Source organism: Flavivirga jejuensis, from assembly GCF_030540765.1.
Taxonomy (GTDB): Bacteria; Bacteroidota; Bacteroidia; order Flavobacteriales; family Flavobacteriaceae; genus Flavivirga; species Flavivirga jejuensis.
Window position 1 is genome coordinate 389,282 of the sequence record NZ_JAUOEL010000008.1, and the last position, 16,858, is coordinate 406,139.

12 protein-coding genes are annotated in these 16,858 nt (G+C 33.4%); 10 read left to right on the plus strand and 2 right to left on the minus strand.

What is annotated here, in order from left to right; all coding sequences use genetic code 11:
- Positions 1-3: 3 nt before the first annotated feature.
- The gene (locus Q4Q40_RS20955) at positions 4-798 is read right to left on the minus strand and encodes a polysaccharide biosynthesis/export family protein (protein WP_303303996.1); all 795 of its coding nucleotides are present in this window, start codon (positions 796-798) and stop codon (positions 4-6) included.
- A 103-nt stretch (positions 799-901) separates the two neighbouring features.
- On the opposite strand from Q4Q40_RS20955, the gene Q4Q40_RS20960 reads away from it, so the two are divergent.
- Both Q4Q40_RS20960 and Q4Q40_RS20965 read left to right on the plus strand, forming a co-directional pair.
- Positions 902-2,764 (plus strand): ABC-F family ATP-binding cassette domain-containing protein, encoded by a 1,863-nt coding sequence (locus Q4Q40_RS20960; protein ID WP_303303997.1) that lies wholly within the window; start codon positions 902-904, stop codon positions 2,762-2,764.
- Between the two features lie 240 nt (positions 2,765-3,004).
- Positions 3,005-3,778: an O-methyltransferase gene (locus Q4Q40_RS20965; protein ID WP_303303999.1), complete on the plus strand. Its 774-nt coding sequence runs from the start codon at positions 3,005-3,007 to the stop codon at positions 3,776-3,778.
- A 204-nt stretch (positions 3,779-3,982) separates the two neighbouring features.
- Here Q4Q40_RS20965 and Q4Q40_RS20970 read toward each other — a convergent pair whose 3' ends face one another.
- Complete coding sequence (locus Q4Q40_RS20970; RefSeq protein WP_303304000.1) at positions 3,983-6,166, minus strand: DUF5723 family protein; 2,184 nt, start codon at positions 6,164-6,166, stop codon at positions 3,983-3,985.
- A gap of 221 nt (positions 6,167-6,387) precedes the next feature.
- Between Q4Q40_RS20970 and Q4Q40_RS20975 the strand changes: the two genes are divergently transcribed.
- The 8 genes from Q4Q40_RS20975 to Q4Q40_RS21010 all read left to right on the plus strand — a co-directional run bounded on the left by Q4Q40_RS20975 (position 6,388) and on the right by Q4Q40_RS21010 (position 16,730).
- Entirely contained in the window at positions 6,388-6,963 is a 576-nt protein-coding gene (locus Q4Q40_RS20975) for a cob(I)yrinic acid a,c-diamide adenosyltransferase (protein WP_303304001.1), read from the plus strand.
- Positions 6,964-7,120: 157 nt separating this feature from the next.
- Positions 7,121-7,342: a DUF2795 domain-containing protein gene (locus Q4Q40_RS20980; protein WP_019387375.1), complete on the plus strand. Its 222-nt coding sequence runs from the start codon at positions 7,121-7,123 to the stop codon at positions 7,340-7,342.
- Between the two features lie 178 nt (positions 7,343-7,520).
- Entirely contained in the window at positions 7,521-10,874 is a 3,354-nt protein-coding gene (gene secA / locus Q4Q40_RS20985) for a preprotein translocase subunit SecA (RefSeq protein WP_303304002.1), read from the plus strand.
- Positions 10,875-10,969: 95 nt separating this feature from the next.
- Entirely contained in the window at positions 10,970-12,784 is a 1,815-nt protein-coding gene (locus Q4Q40_RS20990) for a DUF885 domain-containing protein (protein ID WP_303304003.1), read from the plus strand.
- A gap of 301 nt (positions 12,785-13,085) precedes the next feature.
- On the plus strand, positions 13,086-14,339 hold the full coding sequence (locus tag Q4Q40_RS20995) for an ammonium transporter (protein ID WP_303304004.1): 1,254 nt from the start codon (positions 13,086-13,088) through the stop codon (positions 14,337-14,339).
- Positions 14,340-14,377: 38 nt separating this feature from the next.
- Positions 14,378-14,719, plus strand: a complete 342-nt coding sequence (locus tag Q4Q40_RS21000; RefSeq protein WP_303304005.1) for a P-II family nitrogen regulator — start codon at positions 14,378-14,380, stop codon at positions 14,717-14,719.
- Between the two features lie 58 nt (positions 14,720-14,777).
- The gene (locus tag Q4Q40_RS21005; protein ID WP_303304006.1) at positions 14,778-15,296 is read left to right on the plus strand and encodes a DinB family protein; all 519 of its coding nucleotides are present in this window, start codon (positions 14,778-14,780) and stop codon (positions 15,294-15,296) included.
- Positions 15,297-15,410: 114 nt separating this feature from the next.
- Positions 15,411-16,730, plus strand: a complete 1,320-nt coding sequence (locus Q4Q40_RS21010; RefSeq protein ID WP_303304007.1) for an RDD family protein — start codon at positions 15,411-15,413, stop codon at positions 16,728-16,730.
- The last annotated feature ends 128 nt before the right edge of the window (positions 16,731-16,858 follow it).

Here is a 16,858-nt window from a genome sequence, read left to right on the forward strand (position 1 = left end):
ACTTTAAAGATTTCTTGTTAAAAAATAAGTAGACACCAGTACAGCCAAAATGGAAGAAACTGTTGTTATATTTTGTATTGCTGTTTGTCCAGCTCCCAGAGCTTTTCTTTTTAAAGGCTTAACTAAAATAATATCATTTGGTTGTATGAAATAAAATGGTGATTCCATAGCTATAATGTCGGTTAAATCTATATGGTGTATTTTTTGTCCATTAGGGTATTGCCTAATCACTAAAACATCCTTTCTATCCCCTGTTTGAGCAATGTCACCTGCGTTTGCCAAGGCTTCAATAATATTTACGCGATCTTGAAATAAAGTATATACTCCTGTACCTCCAACTTCACCTGTAACTGTATAACGTAATCCTGCCAGTTTTACAGTAACAAATATTTCTGCTGTTTCTTTAAAATATTGTTTTAAAAGCTCCTTTTCAACTTTATCTTTTATTTCGGCAATTGTAAAACCCAGTACATTAATTTCTCCTAAAACAGGAAACTCAATATTCCCATGCAAATCCACTGTAAAACCATTAAAATAGAGACCCGACTGGCTTTTTGTAGAACTATTAGAATTTTCTATAGGATTAAATATACCTACAAGTTCTTCATCTAGTGCTTTTACATTAATACTCAAAATATCATTCACCTGAACTCGGTATGGTTTTGATAATTGTCTAATCATTAAGGAATCATTAGTCTTTGTTCCTTTATCTTGTAAATAGACAACATCTTTATTGGTTATGCACGAAGTACATAAAACACCAAAAATAAAAATGCAACAAAAAAAAAGTCGCTTCATATTAGGGATTTGATTTGTCACAAATATAAGTTTTCGTTCTGAACAATAAAACTTATACTTTATTTTTTGGTTTTTTATCCGTTATTTGCACAAAAAACATCCTTTGAATTATTTAACAGTTGAGAACATATCAAAATCTTACGGAGAGCTAACGCTTTTTGAAAACATTTCTTTTAGTGTACATAAAGATCAGAAGATTGCTTTTGTAGCAAAGAATGGAACAGGAAAAACCTCCATTTTGAATATCATTTCGGGAGATGACGAATCCGATTCTGGATCCGTTATTTATAGAAAAGGAATCGCTGTATCAGTTCTATCACAAGACACTAAGTTTGATAACAATTTAACTATTGAAGAAACCATTTTTGCGAGCGACAATCCTATTTTAAAAGTTATTGCTAATTACGAAAAAGCACTTTTAAACCCTGAGGATTCAGAAGCATACCAAACGGCTTTTGAAGAAATGGAACAGCACCAAGCCTGGGATTTTGAAACACTTTATAAGCAGATCCTATTCAAACTAAAATTAGATGATCTAAGCCAAAAAGTGAGTGTCCTTTCTGGTGGACAAAAGAAAAGGCTCGCTTTAGCTAATGCTTTAATAAACAAACCTGATTTATTAATTCTTGACGAACCTACCAATCATTTAGATTTAGAAATGATCGAATGGTTAGAAGCTTTTTTTGCCAAGGAGAATATCACACTATTTATGGTAACTCACGACCGTTACTTTTTAGAACGTGTTTGTAATGAAATTATCGAATTAGACGAGGGCAAATTATATAGCTATAAAGGTAATTATTCTTATTATTTAGAAAAAAGAGAAGCTAGGATCGAGCAAGAATCTGTTGAAACAGGCAAAGCCAAACAACTGTTTAAAAAAGAGCTGACCTGGATGCGTCGCCAACCCAAAGCCAGAACGACTAAATCAAAGTCGCGAATTGACGATTTTCAAGATATAAAACACCGTGCACATCAACGAAGAAACGACCATGAAGTACAACTCGAATTAAACATGGAACGTCTTGGAAGCAAGATTTTAGAATTCCATAAAGTATCGAAAGCATTTAAAGACAAAACGATACTCGACAAGTTTGATTACACATTCCAAAAAGGAGAACGCGCAGGTATTATTGGAAAAAATGGCACTGGTAAAACAACTTTTTTAAACATTTTAACACAAACAGGGCAGCCAGATTCTGGTAAAGTAGTTAAAGGAGATACCGTTAAATTTGGTTACTATACCCAAAATGGTATTACAATAAAACCCGAACAAAAAGTTATAGATGTGATTCGGGAATTTGGCGATTACATTCCACTTAAAAAAGGTCGACAAATTAGTGCACAACAACTTCTAGAGCGCTTTCTATTCAGTCGGAAAAAGCAATATGATTTTGTTGAAAAATTAAGTGGTGGTGAGCGCAAACGCTTGTACCTATGTACGGTTTTAATTCAGAACCCTAATTTCTTAATTCTTGATGAGCCAACTAACGATCTAGACATCGTAACACTTAATGTTCTTGAAAATTTCTTATTAGATTTTCCAGGATGCGTTATTGTAGTATCTCACGACCGTTATTTTATGGATAAGGTAATTGATCACCTTTTTGTATTTAGAGGCGAAGGAGTCATAGAAGATTTCCCTGGAAATTATACCGATTATCGCGTTTACGAAGATAGTCAACCCGTAATTTCAAATACTCAAGAAGACAAAAAAGACAAAAACGCCTGGAAGAAAAAAGATGCTAACAAATTATCTTATAACGAAGAAAAGGAGCTTAAAAACATTGAAAGCAAATTAAAGTCTTTAACATTTGATAAAAAAGAATTAGAAAATAAGTTTAATAATCCAGAACTTTCTCAAGATGACATTAATAAATTGTCTAATGATTTACAAAAAATCATAGATACTATTGAAGCAAAAGAAGAACGCTGGTTTGAGTTATCATCGAAACTAGAGGATTAAAACATTATTTCGCTGAGACTCACAGAGGACACTCAGAGTTTCACAAAGTTTTCTCCGAGAATCTCTGCTACAACCCTGTGAATCTCTGTGTTATTTTTTTATCGAATACTAAAAATGCTATACCAAACCAAAACTAGAGAATTAAAACATTATTTCACTGATAATCACAGAGGATACTCAGAGTTTCACAAAGTTTTTCTCTGAGAGGTCTTTGTGTTATATTTTTTATCGAATACTAAAATGCTATACCAAACAATTCAATACATAAAATTTTTAATAAAATCGACCAATCAGCATGGTGTACACTCTCCTTTTGTCTATAATTTAGTTACTAAATGTTTTTATGATAAAACCTATTATGATGCTTATAAGCACATTTTAAACTATAAAAAAGAGCTACTAAAAAACAAGTCAAGTATAAAAGTAACCGATTTAGGTGCTGGATCCCAAGTAATGAAACAAAAAGAACGTAGCATTTCGGCCATGGCTAAAAATGCGGGTTCAACCATTAAAAAAGCAAAGCTCATTTACCGATTAGTAAATTATTTTAAGCCTGAAGCTATTTTAGAACTGGGTACATCACTTGGAATTGCAACGCATGCAATGCGTTTAGCAGATCAAAAAACTAAAATCACGACTATTGAAGGCTGTCCTAATATTTCAGAATTTTCAAAAGTAAATTTCAAAAAGCACCACTTAAATAATATTGATGTGCAAATTGGCAATTTTAATAACATCATAAATCAATTAGCACCCAACAATTATGATCTTATTTTTTTTGATGGCAATCACCAAAAAGAGGCTACCTTAGAATATTTCGAAACCCTTTTACAGACGACCAATAATGATTCTGTATTTATTTTTGACGATATATATTGGTCTAAAGGAATGACCGAAGCTTGGGAAGTTATAAAACAACACCCTAAAGTTACCGTAACAATTGACACCTTTTTCTGGGGATTTGTATTTTTTAGAAAAGAACAAATGAAAGAACACTTTATAATTCGTTCCTAACAAATAGTATTCTTAAATTTTGAACTATACCACCCCTCCTATGTTTCCTTTCACAGACTTAAATCCTGCTTCGTAACATACCGAAATGTAAAACCAAATTCCTGTGAATTCATAAAATTTGCGTTAAAAGTTTTTAGAAGAGGTCAATAAAAAAATCCCAGAGTTTGCACCCTGAGATTTTAAATTTTAAACTATTAAATAAAACTACTCCTTCACTAAATTAATCTCAACACGTCTGTTTTTAGCTCTACCTGCTTTAAGCATATTACTAGCTATTGGCTTACTTTCACCGTAACCCAGAGCATCTAATCTAAAAGCATCAATACCACTATCAACCAAAAACTTTTTAACTGAATTTGCTCTAGAATCAGATAATCTTTGGTTTAAAGTTTTAGAACCTATACTATCGGTATGTCCTTCTATCCTAAATTTAGCTGTAGGGTATTCATTTAAAATTTTAATAATTTCTTTTAAAACTTCATTAGACTCTTTTTTTATAGAAGATTTCCCTGAGTAAAACAATATTGTTTTTGCATATTTATTTAAAGTCTTTTGAACCTCTACTGTAACTTCTGGCTCTGGACAACCATTATTAGCAACAGTACCAACAACATCCACACATGTATCATCTTTATCTAGAACACCATCACCATCAGTATCAGGCCAAGGGCAACCATTATTAGCAACAATACCAACAACATCCACACACGCATCATCTTTATCTAGAACACCATCACCATCAGTATCAGGCCAAGGACAACCATTATTTTCTTGAGGTCCTGCTACATTAACACATGTATCAACATTATCTAAAACAGAATCTCCATCCGCATCTCCCCAAGGGCAACCTTTATTTTCCTCAGGACCTGCTTCTTCAATACACGCATCAACATTATCTAAAATAGAATCTCCATCGGCATCTCCCCAAGGACAACCATTATTGTCAATCGGACCAGCCACTTTTGGACATGCATCTAATTTATCAATAACACCATCGTCATCTTTATCTCTTGGTTTTCCTTGATAAACTGGTATTTTCAAACCTGCATAAACATCGGCTCCTTTTGAATTGTCACTAGTTAAAACTGAAAGTACAGAACCAGAACCAATATATAATGGTCCAGCCCTTAAACCCGCTCCTGCTTGAAATCCGTTATTTTGTATAACACTTAATGGCAGATAAAAACTAAGCCATTTACTCTCAAAACGAGGCGTTAACGAGACCACATTAGAAATACGACTTGTATTTTCTGTATCTTTAGATCTAAGAGAAAGATCTGTATTTAAATTCACATACAATTTACCTGTAAAGCTCCAATCGGCATTGAAATGAAATGCCGTTGGCAACTTTGCTTTAAAACCATTTCTAGAACTTGTTTTAGTATAAAAACTATTTAAAAGATCATCAATATCTTCTGCATTTTCTATATCTTCCTCACTTACACCTGAGTTATTAATGCTATAAGTATCTATAAAAGCATTATCATATTTAATACTTCCTATATCTGTAATAGATAGCCCTAACTTTAATTTATATTTATTTTTATCTTTTAGAACATACGAATCACCTTTAGAATTTGTTTTTATGTAATCTGCATGGTTTGGTCTCCACTCGTACACAAAACCTATATCTGCACCAAAACCAGTAGCATCAGGAAGATCATAATCGTAATCATCATTATCAAAATCATCAAAACGAGCATAAGTTACATCGCCACTAGTACTAATACTCCCAGTGGTTACTCCACCTCCTAGATTCGTTCCATCAGCATCATAATCAATAGTAACATTTTCTCCTCTAGCATAAGCACTACCACCGCCTTGTAAATATTTTAGTGTAAGACCTCCTTTTAAAAAGTGTTCATCGTTGTTCATTAAGATTCTTGCATAAGAAAGACCAAGTTCTGCCCAAGCATGACCAAAAATACCAAAATCACCTTCGTCTACAATAAAATTATCTGTAACATCATCTTCAATAGACTCTATCGTTTCTCCATTAATTTCATTAACATTAACAAAAGAACGCGCTCTGGTAAATATTGCAATGGAGCTATTATTGTTTAAATTAAACATAAACGCTGGCCCCATAACATCTATATTTATAGCTATATTATTTTCTGTTGATGGCGATTTTTTTGATTCCGTATCAAAATCATAGTCATCTTTGATGGCATCTAGCACATTAAGACCATAATAATTATTCCCTGCAAAAACGCTAAACCCTACAAGGTTTATATCTGTTTTAAAACGGGAATCAACAATGTTTGCTGGATTGGATATCACACTATTTACACCACTATAGTTATCTGTAAGATACCCTATATAAGACTGCGCTTCAGTACACATAGAACTTATAATGAGTAAAAGTAGTAAAGTAATTTTTTTCATAAATTGTAAGTTAATATTTTAAATTTCTGCGCAAAAGTAAATCTTTTATATTGAAAATTGATAGGAAACTACAGCTCAACCATTAAACTTTTCTAATAATCCTCTTGCCCTTTGAGTATTAACTTGTTAAATTCGTAGTATAAATAAATACAATGGTATTGTGACCAAAATCGTAAACACAATTAACATGATACATCTAGCATTTAAACAAATATAATTGGATGAAAATCTACACAAAAACAGGAGATAAAGGCACCACTGCATTATTTGGAGGCACCAGAGTACCAAAACATCATATTCGTATTGAAAGTTATGGAACTATTGATGAGTTAAATTCACATTTAGGCTTAATTCGGGATCAAAATATAAACGAACACTACAAAAATTTATTAATTCATATTCAAGATAGACTTTTTACAGTTGGCGCTATTTTAGCGACCGATCCAGAAAAGGCTATTTTAAAAAACGGAAAAGAACGCTTAAATATTCCTAAAATTTCTGACGAAAATATAGAACGTTTAGAAAAAGAAATGGATGCTATGAATGACGAACTTCCTCCAATGACACATTTCGTACTTCCAGGGGGACATCAAACAGTGTCATTCTGTCACATAGCTCGCTGCGTATGCCGTAGAGCCGAGCGTTTAACCACAGCACTTAACGATATTGAAGACATTGAACCTAGTGCTTTAATGTATTTAAACCGCCTTTCTGACTATCTTTTTGTGTTGGCACGAAAGTTGTCGTACGATTTACAAGCAAAAGAAATTAAGTGGATTCCTGAGAAAGAATCTTAATAAAAAAGCTTATAATATTAACAAAGCAACCATAATTTCAACTGTTTAGATTACAAATAAAGATACGTTCTTAAAATTTAATGATTAAATAATTCATTTTTTTCTTGTCTGTTTAAACTAAAAAATTATTTTTGCAAAAATTTAAACACAATAGAAAATGTATTGGACTTTAGAATTAGCATCTTATTTAAGTGATGCACCTTGGCCAGCAACAAAAGACGAATTAATAGATTACGCTATTAGAACGGGAGCTCCGCTAGAAGTTGTTGAGAATTTACAGTCAATTGAAGATGAAGGAGATTCTTACGATTCAATTGAAGAAATTTGGTCTGATTATCCCACAGATGAAGATTATCTCTGGAATGAAGATGAATATTAATAGCAAAGTATAAAGAAATAGTTAAAAGTCTCGATTTTGAGACTTTTTTTTTGTCTTAATATTTATAAAACATCATAACAAAATGTATCTTTGAATGCTTTACAAAAAAGCAATTAAATTAAACATAACGAAAGTTACTTATAGAATAACCCCAGGTAACTACTAAATAAAAAAAAACATGAGTTTTTTAAATTCTGTACTTAAAGTATTTGTTGGTGACAAGTCCAAACAAGACGTAAAAGCCATCTTCCCTATTGTAAATCAAGTTAAAACCTTTGAAGCTGCTTTAGAAGCCCTGTCACATGATGAATTACGTGGCAAAACAGATGAGTTTAAAGGAAAAATAGCCGAAGCTACTAAAAGTATTAATGAAAAAATAACTAATCTTTTAGAAGAAGCAGAAAACACGGAAGATATAGACAGACGGGAAGATATTTATCAAGATATTGATAAACTAAAAGACGATGCTTACCACGCCACTGAAACGGTTTTAAACGATATCTTACCTGAAGCTTTTGCCGTTGTTAAAGAAACCGCAAAACGTTTTGTAAATAATACAAGTATTTCTGTTAATGCAAACACGTTTGATAGAGAACTATCTGGAACTAAAGAATATGTAGTTTTAGAAGACGATAAAGCCATTTGGGCAAACTCTTGGGATGCAGCTGGAAAGCCTATCACTTGGGACATGATTCATTACGATGTACAACTTATTGGTGGTATAGCCATGCACCAGGGTAAAATTGCAGAAATGCAAACTGGTGAAGGTAAAACCTTGGTAGCCACATTACCTGTGTACTTAAATGCACTTTCTGGAAGAGGCGTTCATTTAGTTACAGTAAACGATTATCTGGCAAAACGTGATAGTGCGTGGATGGCTCCTATTTTTGAATTCCATGGTTTAAGTGTTGATTGTATTGATTACCATCAACCAAATTCCGATGAACGTAAAAAAGCCTATAATGCCGATATTACTTATGGTACTAATAATGAATTTGGATTCGATTATCTACGTGATAATATGGCACATTCGCCAGACGACTTAGTACAACGCCCACATAACTACGCGATTGTAGATGAGGTCGATTCTGTTTTAGTAGATGATGCCCGTACACCGTTAATCATATCTGGACCAATTCCACAAGGAGAACGTCATGAATTTACAGAGCTAAAACCTAAAGTAGATGATATTGTAAACGTACAACGTAAGTATTTAACTGGCGTTTTAGCAGAAGCAAAAAAATTAATTAAAAGTGGTGACACAAAAGAAGGTGGTTTTCAATTACTCCGTGTATATCGTGGTATTCCTAAAAACAAAGCACTTATTAAGTTTTTAAGTGAAGAAGGTGTCAAACTACTACTTCAAAAAACTGAGAACTTCTACATGCAAGACAACAACCGTGAAATGCCTAAGGTTGATGCAGAACTCTACTATGTTATTGAAGAAAAAAACAATCAAGTTGAATTAACCGATAAAGGGATTGAATATATCTCTGGAAAAGATAATCCAGACTTTTTTATCTTACCAGAAATAGGACTTGAAATTGCTAAAATTGAAAAACAAAACCTTTCTTCAGAAGAAGAAGCAAATTTAAAAGAAGACTTATTTAAAGATTTCGGTGTAAAGTCTGAACGTATTCATACACTTAGTCAACTTTTAAAAGCCTATGCTTTATTCGAAAAAGACACCCAGTATGTGGTTATGGAGAATAAGGTCATGATTGTTGATGAGCAAACAGGTCGTATTATGGACGGTCGTCGTTATAGTGACGGATTGCACCAAGCGATTGAAGCAAAAGAAAATGTAAAAATTGAAGATGCCACCCAAACCTTTGCTACTGTAACACTTCAAAATTATTTCAGAATGTACCGAAAACTATCTGGTATGACAGGTACTGCGGTAACCGAAGCTGGTGAGTTCTGGGAAATTTATAAATTAGATGTCGTAGAAATACCTACTAACAGACCCATTGCCAGAGATGATAGAGAAGATTTGGTTTACAAAACGAAACGCGAAAAATATAACGCGGTTATAGACGAAGTAACAAAATTATCACAAGCAGGTCGCCCAGTATTAATTGGAACGACATCAGTTGAAATTAGTGAGTTATTAGGAAAAATGCTGAGCATTAGAAAAATAACACACAACGTATTAAATGCAAAACAGCATAAAAGAGAAGCAGATATTGTTGCAGAAGCAGGAAACGCAGGTCAAGTAACCATAGCAACCAATATGGCAGGTCGTGGTACCGATATTAAATTAAGTGACGAAGTAAAAGCCGCTGGTGGTTTAGCCATCGTAGGTACCGAACGTCATGATTCTCGTCGTGTAGACAGACAGTTACGTGGTCGTGCAGGTCGTCAAGGAGATCCAGGAAGCTCGCAGTTTTATGTATCTCTAGAAGATAACTTAATGCGTTTATTTGGTAGCGAACGTATCGCCAAAATGATGGATAAAATGGGTCTTAAAGAAGGCGAAGTTATTCAACATTCTATGATTTCGAAATCCATTGAACGTGCTCAGAAAAAAGTGGAAGAAAATCAATTTGGTGTTAGAAAGCGTTTGTTAGAATATGATGATGTTATGAATGCACAACGTGAGGTCGTTTATAAACGCCGTCACCATGCTTTATTTGGAGAACGTCTTCGTGTAGATTTGGCTAATATGATTTTTGATACTTCTGAAGGTATTGCCGAAACTAATAAAGGTGCTGGCGACTATAAAAATTTCGAGTTTGAATTAATTCGTTATTTCTCAATGAATTCTCCTATTTCTGAAGAAGAGTTCAATAAACTATCTGCTCAAGAAATTACGTCTAAAATATACAAAGCAGCTTTCGAGCATTACAGAGAAAAAATGACACGTAATGCAGATATTGCATTTCCTGTTATTAAAAATGTATATGAAACCCAACGTGATAAATTTAAACGTATCGTTGTACCATTTACAGATGGTATTAAAAGTTTAAATGTGGTTACCGATCTTGAAAAAGCTTACCAAACCAATGGTAAACAATTAATCACCGATTTTGAAAAAAATATCACACTTGCTATTATTGATGATGCTTGGAAAACGCATTTACGTAAAATGGATGAGTTAAAACAATCGGTACAATTAGCAGTACACGAACAAAAAGACCCACTACTTATCTATAAGTTTGAGTCGTTTGAGTTGTTTAAAGACATGATCGATCAAGTAAATAAAGAAGTTATCTCATTCTTATTTAAAGGAGAATTACCTCAAGAAACTCAAAATACCATTCAAGAAGCGCGCACTCGTAAACGGGAAAATTTGAATACTCAAAAAGAGGAAATTCCTAATTTAGATGAACGTTCTGCCCAAAATAGAGCTGCAGGAAACACGCAACGTCAACAAGAAGTAATAGAAACTATTGTTCGCGATAAACCAAAAATTGGACGTAACGATCGTGTTACTATAAAACATGTTATGAATGGAGAAAACAAAACGCTTAAATATAAACAAGCAGAACCATTAATAGCCAAAGGCGAATGGGTGTTGGTTGAAGAATAAATCACCACAAAACTTTAACAAATCATAATTAAAACCATCATTTTTCAATGATGGTTTTTTTATACTTTAGCACAAACTCTAAAACGAATCTACTAATGAGAATAAAAACCCTTTTACTCTCAGCTTTTGTTGTCTTTATTTTTAACTGTAAAGAAAACAAAGCTGAAGCTATTGAAACTATCAAAATAAATACTGAAGAAGTCACTCGTTTTAATACTTGGTTGAACAAAGTCTATGAACGAAACTTAGTAAGCTCCCCTCAAAATTTAACCAGAAGAGGACGAAAGGACAGACAAAGTGAATTAAATGATTTATCTGATGCATTTGCATTAAAACAGATTGAGTTTGCAAAACAAGATTTAGAAGATTTATTAAGTTTTGACACCTCTAAACTTGATGCAGATAGTAATCTATCCTATAAATTATTTAAACGACAATTAGAGCGTAAAATAAAATATGCTAAATATCGTCACTACACCTATCCAGTAAATCAAATGCGCGGGACACATTCAAGCCTACCCGCATTTATGATAAATATGCATAAAGTTGAAAACAAAACTGACGCACTAGCTTACATAAGTAGATTAAATGCTGTAAAACCTATGTTTGATCAGCTCATTGACAATTTAAAGATTAGAGCAGAAAAAAATATTATAGCGCCTAAGTTTGTATTTAAGCACGTATTAGACGATTGTAATAACATATTAGGAGATCCTAATAATCTAAACGAGAATATTTTTATAAAAGACTTCAGCAAAAAACTAGAAAGCATTGACCTAACAGAGAATGAAAAAAACGATCTCTTAAAAAATGCAAAAACAGCTATTAAAACATCTGTGCATATAGCCTACACAAATTTGATAAATTATGTATCTATTTTAGAAAAACAAGCAATAGCAGATGCAGGCGTATGGAAATTTGATGATGGTAATAACTTCTACAGTTACAGATTAGAAGAAATAACAACAACGACTCTTACCAGTGATTCTATTCACAAAATAGGACTAACAGAAGTAGAACGAATTCATAATGAAATGAATGCCATTATGGATCGTTTAAACTTTAAAGGAAGTTTACAGGACTTTTTTAAGTTCATGAAGCATGACAAACAGTTTTATTACTCCGATACCCAAGAAGGAAAAGATAAAATGCTTTTAGGGTATCAAGCCATCATAGACAGTATGGAATCTAGATTAGACGAAGTATTTTATACAAAACCAAAAGCAAGAATGCAAGTTAAGGCAGTAGAAACATGGCGTGAGAAATCGGCAGGAAAAGCATTTTACCAAAGAGGCACACCAGACGGTTCTCGTAAAGGAACATTTTACGCTAACCTATATAAAATGGCAGACATGCCTACTTACGAAATGGAAGCATTAGCGTATCACGAAGGCATACCAGGACACCATATGCAAGGCAGTATTTCTCAAGAATTAACAAATTTACCAGAGTTTAGAAAATATAGTAGTTACACTGCTTATAGCGAAGGATGGGGATTATACTGCGAATTTTTACCAAAAGAAATGGGATTTTATGAAGATCCGTATTCAGATTTTGGCAGATTAGCTATGGAAATATGGCGAGCATGCAGACTGGTAGTCGATACTGGTATACATGAAAAAAAATGGACCAGAGAACAAGCTATCAAGTATTTAACAGACAATACACCAAGCTCTGTAAATGCTTGCACAAAAGCGATAGAACGCTATATAGTTATGCCAGGGCAAGCTACAGCCTATAAAATAGGTATGCTACATATTTTAAAAATGAGAAAAAAAGCAAAAAAGGCGTTAAAAGAAGAGTTCGATATAAGAAAATTTCATGATATCTTTTTACGCTCGGGGGCTGTACCTCTTAGTATTTTTGAAGCACAAATTGACAATTGGATTTTAGCCAACAAAAACAAATAATCTTAATAAAATCAAAATCCTGTCTTTTAGTTTTACTTAAAATAAACTTAGATAGTGATTCCAGAATATAAGAATCCTGATAGAAAACTATCAGGATTTTTTTATGCGATAATTTCAATAGAATTGAATTTACGCAATAAAAAAATGATGATTTAATCAAAAAAGTGAATGCTTTTCAAAAAGCAATATATTTTATCATATTCGGAATTAACAAACGCCTTAATTCACTATCTTCCTGTTTTTTGCGTAAAAAAAAGCGAAATAATCATTATATAATAAAAATCAACCAAAAGAATAACCAATGGAAGAAGTCACAACCATAGCTCTCGAACAAGCAGAAATTATTAATGCAATTGATACCGTTTGGGTGGCTATTTGCGCCGCTATCATATTTTTAATGGAAGGTGGTTTTGCCCTTTTAGAAGCTGGGTTTGTAAGAGCAAAAAACACTATGAGTATTATTGCTAAAGTCATTATAGATATCACCTTTGGAGGTATTGCATTTTATTTAGTTGGTTTTGGTATAGCCTATGGAAATTCTAATGGATGGTTTGCTTTTGATACGGGCATAACGACCAAAGATCTAGGCTTAGGCCTTACCGTCTCAAATAAATTATTTTGGTTTATCCAACTAGGATTTGCCATTGCAGCCATATCTATTGTTTCTGGTGCTGTTGCAGAACGTATGAAAGTGTGGAGCTACGCACTATTTGTATTTATCTTTTGTGCTGTAATGTACCCTTTAGTAGCAAACTGGGTCTGGAATCCAGATGGTTGGTTAGCCGTTAGAGGCTTTAACGATTTTGCTGGTTCATCGGCAGTGCATGCTATGGGTGGTTTTGCTGCGCTCGCCTCTGCTATTGTACTAGGGCCTCGTATTGGTAAATATCAAGCAAATGGTATGCTTAATCCTATTCCAGGTCACAATTTACCATTAGCAGCCGTAGGAGGTTTTATTTTATGGTTTGGATGGTTTGGGTTTAACCCTGGCTCTACACTATCTGCTGTAGGGAATTGGGAGTTAATAGGTACTGTAATCACAAATACCTTTTTAGCATCTGCAGCTGGCGGAATTGCCACAATGGTTTACACGTATTTTAAATACGGACAAATTGATATTACCATGACCATTAATGGCGTATTAGCTGGACTGGTTGCCGTTACTGCTGGATGTAATGTTGTAGACTCCAACTCGGCTATTATCATTGGACTAATCGCAGGTGTTATAGTCGATATTGCTGTTATATTCTTTGACAAAATTAAAATTGACGACCCGGTAGGAGCTATAGCTGTACATGGTGTAAATGGATTGTTCGGAACCATAGCTGTTGGATTATTTGCTTCAGAAAAGGGTCTTTTCTTCGGTGGTGGAAGCGATTTGCTTATAACGCAAGCATTAGGTGTATTAGCTATTGGTTCTTTTTCTTTTTTAGTTACTTTTATAATCATGATAATCATGAAAAAAACCATCGGTATTCGAGTATCCCGTATAGAAGAAACTGCTGGTATAGATGCCGTATCATTTGGTGTAGAAGCTTACTCAACATTCGAATAACCTAACTTAAATAAAAACATTAAACATATTATATTCTCATGAAAAAAGTAGAAGCTATAATAAGACCGTCAAAATTAAAAGCAGTACAAAAAGGATTAAAAGATGCAGGTATCCCTTGCCTTACTGTGATTCCTGTAAAAGGGTCTGGATTACAAAAAAGCTATTCCGAACGCTACCGTGGTACAGAACAATCTATGATACTGCATACGCGTATTATGATCATGTGTATAGTAAGTGATTCTAATTTAGATACATGTATTGATACGATATTAGATAATTCATCAGAAGGTCAGGTTGGTGATGGAAAAATCTTTATTTACGATGTACAAGATGCTATAAGAATTAGAACCAGAACCAGAGGTAAAGAGGCTATTATATAATTCTATTTTTTGTACTTTCGTTTAACAGATTCTTCTAAGTGACTAAAATTAAAATTCTATGAAACAAATAAAATGGTTTGATAGGACATTTGAATTCTCATCCAAACAGAATATTTTCCCATCCATTATCGAAAGACTTGAAGGCACCTCTATCCTACTCAATCATAAAATTAATCAAATACCAGCAGAACATTTAGCTGTAAAACTTGAAGGAAAATGGTCTATTCAAGAAAACATAGGACATTTAATTGATCTGGAACCGCTTTGGCAAGGTAGGCTTGAAGATATTTTAAATGGAACAGAATACATGAGAGTTACAGATTTGGAAAATCAAAAAACAAATTTAGCAAATCATAATAAAAAAGAAATAAACGAATTATTAAAAGACTTCGTAAATCTTAGACAAAAAACCTTAAACAGTCTCATTGAGCTTAATGAAACGGATATCTATAAATATGCATTACATCCAAGATTAAAGACACCTATGAGGATAATGGATTTATTTCTTTTTGTAGCTGAACATGACGACCACCATATGGCGAGAATTAGTGAACTAAATACGCTACTTGGCAGATAATAGAAAATCCTGATAATTCATATTAAGCTTCTATTCAATTATTTTATCTTAGTGTATCTATAATGGATATATAGTTAATATTAACTATATATCTTTGTTGCCAACAATGCCGAAATGAAACTGCTAATAAAAAAAGATAACGATAATCCAGATTTTATTGTCAATTGCGAGAATATTATTCAGAACCGAATTAAACTTTGGAGTCCCACTGATATTTTCGTGAACAGAATTGACAATTGGTTTGACGAAAAATGGATGAAGTTTTCTGGAACTATAATGCATGAAATAGCAGTTTGGGAAGGAGAAATAACGGTTCCACCTTTTCATCCTAATCGTGTTGAATCATCTGATTTATATAAAAAAACGGCTGAACAATACGTGAAAATAGATAACCAAAAAACTTTGCACATTTTTCAAGAAAGCAACAACAATTTGAAAAGGAAAATTTCGGAATTCTCTAATGACGGACTTTTTATTTGGTATAGCGGAAATTCAAAAGTTAACGAGGTTGGAACTTTAATGTGTTATTTAGTTAGAGAATCGAATTGTCAACCTTTCTTTATCACATTGAGCGGAAAAAAGGAATGGAATGTTTCTCAAACTAAAGGTATTTTAAGAAAAGAAATACAAGCTATAATGAACGAACACGTTAGCACCAATAAAAAAACAGAAATGAACGAAGCATTAGAACAGCAGATAAATCTATCGAGTAGAAAAAGAAGAATAGCAGCGTTTATGATTGACCATTTTGTGATTACATTCCTGATGGTTTCAATTGTCTTTTTAGCTCTCGGCCCGAACTTTATAGATGAAAATAATATGGGTAAAATGACAACCACGATGTTAGCTGTAATGTTGCCCGGTTTTCTTCTGTATTTCGCAAAGGACTCAATAAAAGGAATTAGCATTGGGAAATGGATTATGGGAATAATGGTGAGAGATTCAACCAATCCAAATGAAGTTCCTTCTTTTGGAAGATTACTTATTCGGAATCTGTTTATTATAATTTGGCCTGTAGAATTTATCGTTCTTGCATCCAGTCAAGAAAAGAAAAGGCTTGGTGATAAGACAGCAAAAACCATAGTTGTTAAAAATCTAAATAAACCTACAAAATTGCCGAGAATATTAGCTTTAGTAGGAGTTGGATTCGCCTTTTTTGCTTTCACTTTTTTGTTCGCAGGAACAGCAATGAAAAATTCGGAAGCATATAAAGTAGCTGTTAAAGAGATTGAGATGAATGAGGAAATTTCAGAAGAAACAGGAGGAATTAAAGGATATGGAATGATGCCGACAGGCAGTGTGAATATTTCAAATGGACACGGACAAGCTCAGTTAGGAATAAAAGTACTTGGAAATGAAAATGATTTGAATGTAAATGCTTATCTGACAAAGGAGCCCAATGGAGAATGGAAACTAATAAAACTGAACAAATAAAGGTAGCTAATCGTGTAGACGGGTGACGACTTAAAGTCGCCACTGCGCCTCACACACCACCCAGCGTACGGGTCTCGTACTGGGCGGTTCACCAAATTGAAGTTTGCTTATTATTAATGTAATCTGTC

Coding starts and splice junctions, on each gene's coding strand:
- Q4Q40_RS20955 (WP_303303996.1), bottom strand. CDS start 798: ATGAAGCGACTTTTTTTTTGTTGCATTTTTATTTTTGGTGTTTTATGT.
- Q4Q40_RS20965 (WP_303303999.1), top strand. CDS start 3,005: ATGCTATACCAAACAATTCAATACATAAAATTTTTAATAAAATCGACC.
- Q4Q40_RS20970 (WP_303304000.1), bottom strand. CDS start 6,166: ATGAAAAAAATTACTTTACTACTTTTACTCATTATAAGTTCTATGTGT.
- Q4Q40_RS20975 (WP_303304001.1), top strand. CDS start 6,388: ATGAAAATCTACACAAAAACAGGAGATAAAGGCACCACTGCATTATTT.
- Q4Q40_RS20980 (WP_019387375.1), top strand. CDS start 7,121: ATGTATTGGACTTTAGAATTAGCATCTTATTTAAGTGATGCACCTTGG.
- secA (WP_303304002.1), top strand. CDS start 7,521: ATGAGTTTTTTAAATTCTGTACTTAAAGTATTTGTTGGTGACAAGTCC.
- Q4Q40_RS20990 (WP_303304003.1), top strand. CDS start 10,970: ATGAGAATAAAAACCCTTTTACTCTCAGCTTTTGTTGTCTTTATTTTT.
- Q4Q40_RS20995 (WP_303304004.1), top strand. CDS start 13,086: ATGGAAGAAGTCACAACCATAGCTCTCGAACAAGCAGAAATTATTAAT.
- Q4Q40_RS21000 (WP_303304005.1), top strand. CDS start 14,378: ATGAAAAAAGTAGAAGCTATAATAAGACCGTCAAAATTAAAAGCAGTA.
- Q4Q40_RS21005 (WP_303304006.1), top strand. CDS start 14,778: ATGAAACAAATAAAATGGTTTGATAGGACATTTGAATTCTCATCCAAA.
- Q4Q40_RS21010 (WP_303304007.1), top strand. CDS start 15,411: ATGAAACTGCTAATAAAAAAAGATAACGATAATCCAGATTTTATTGTC.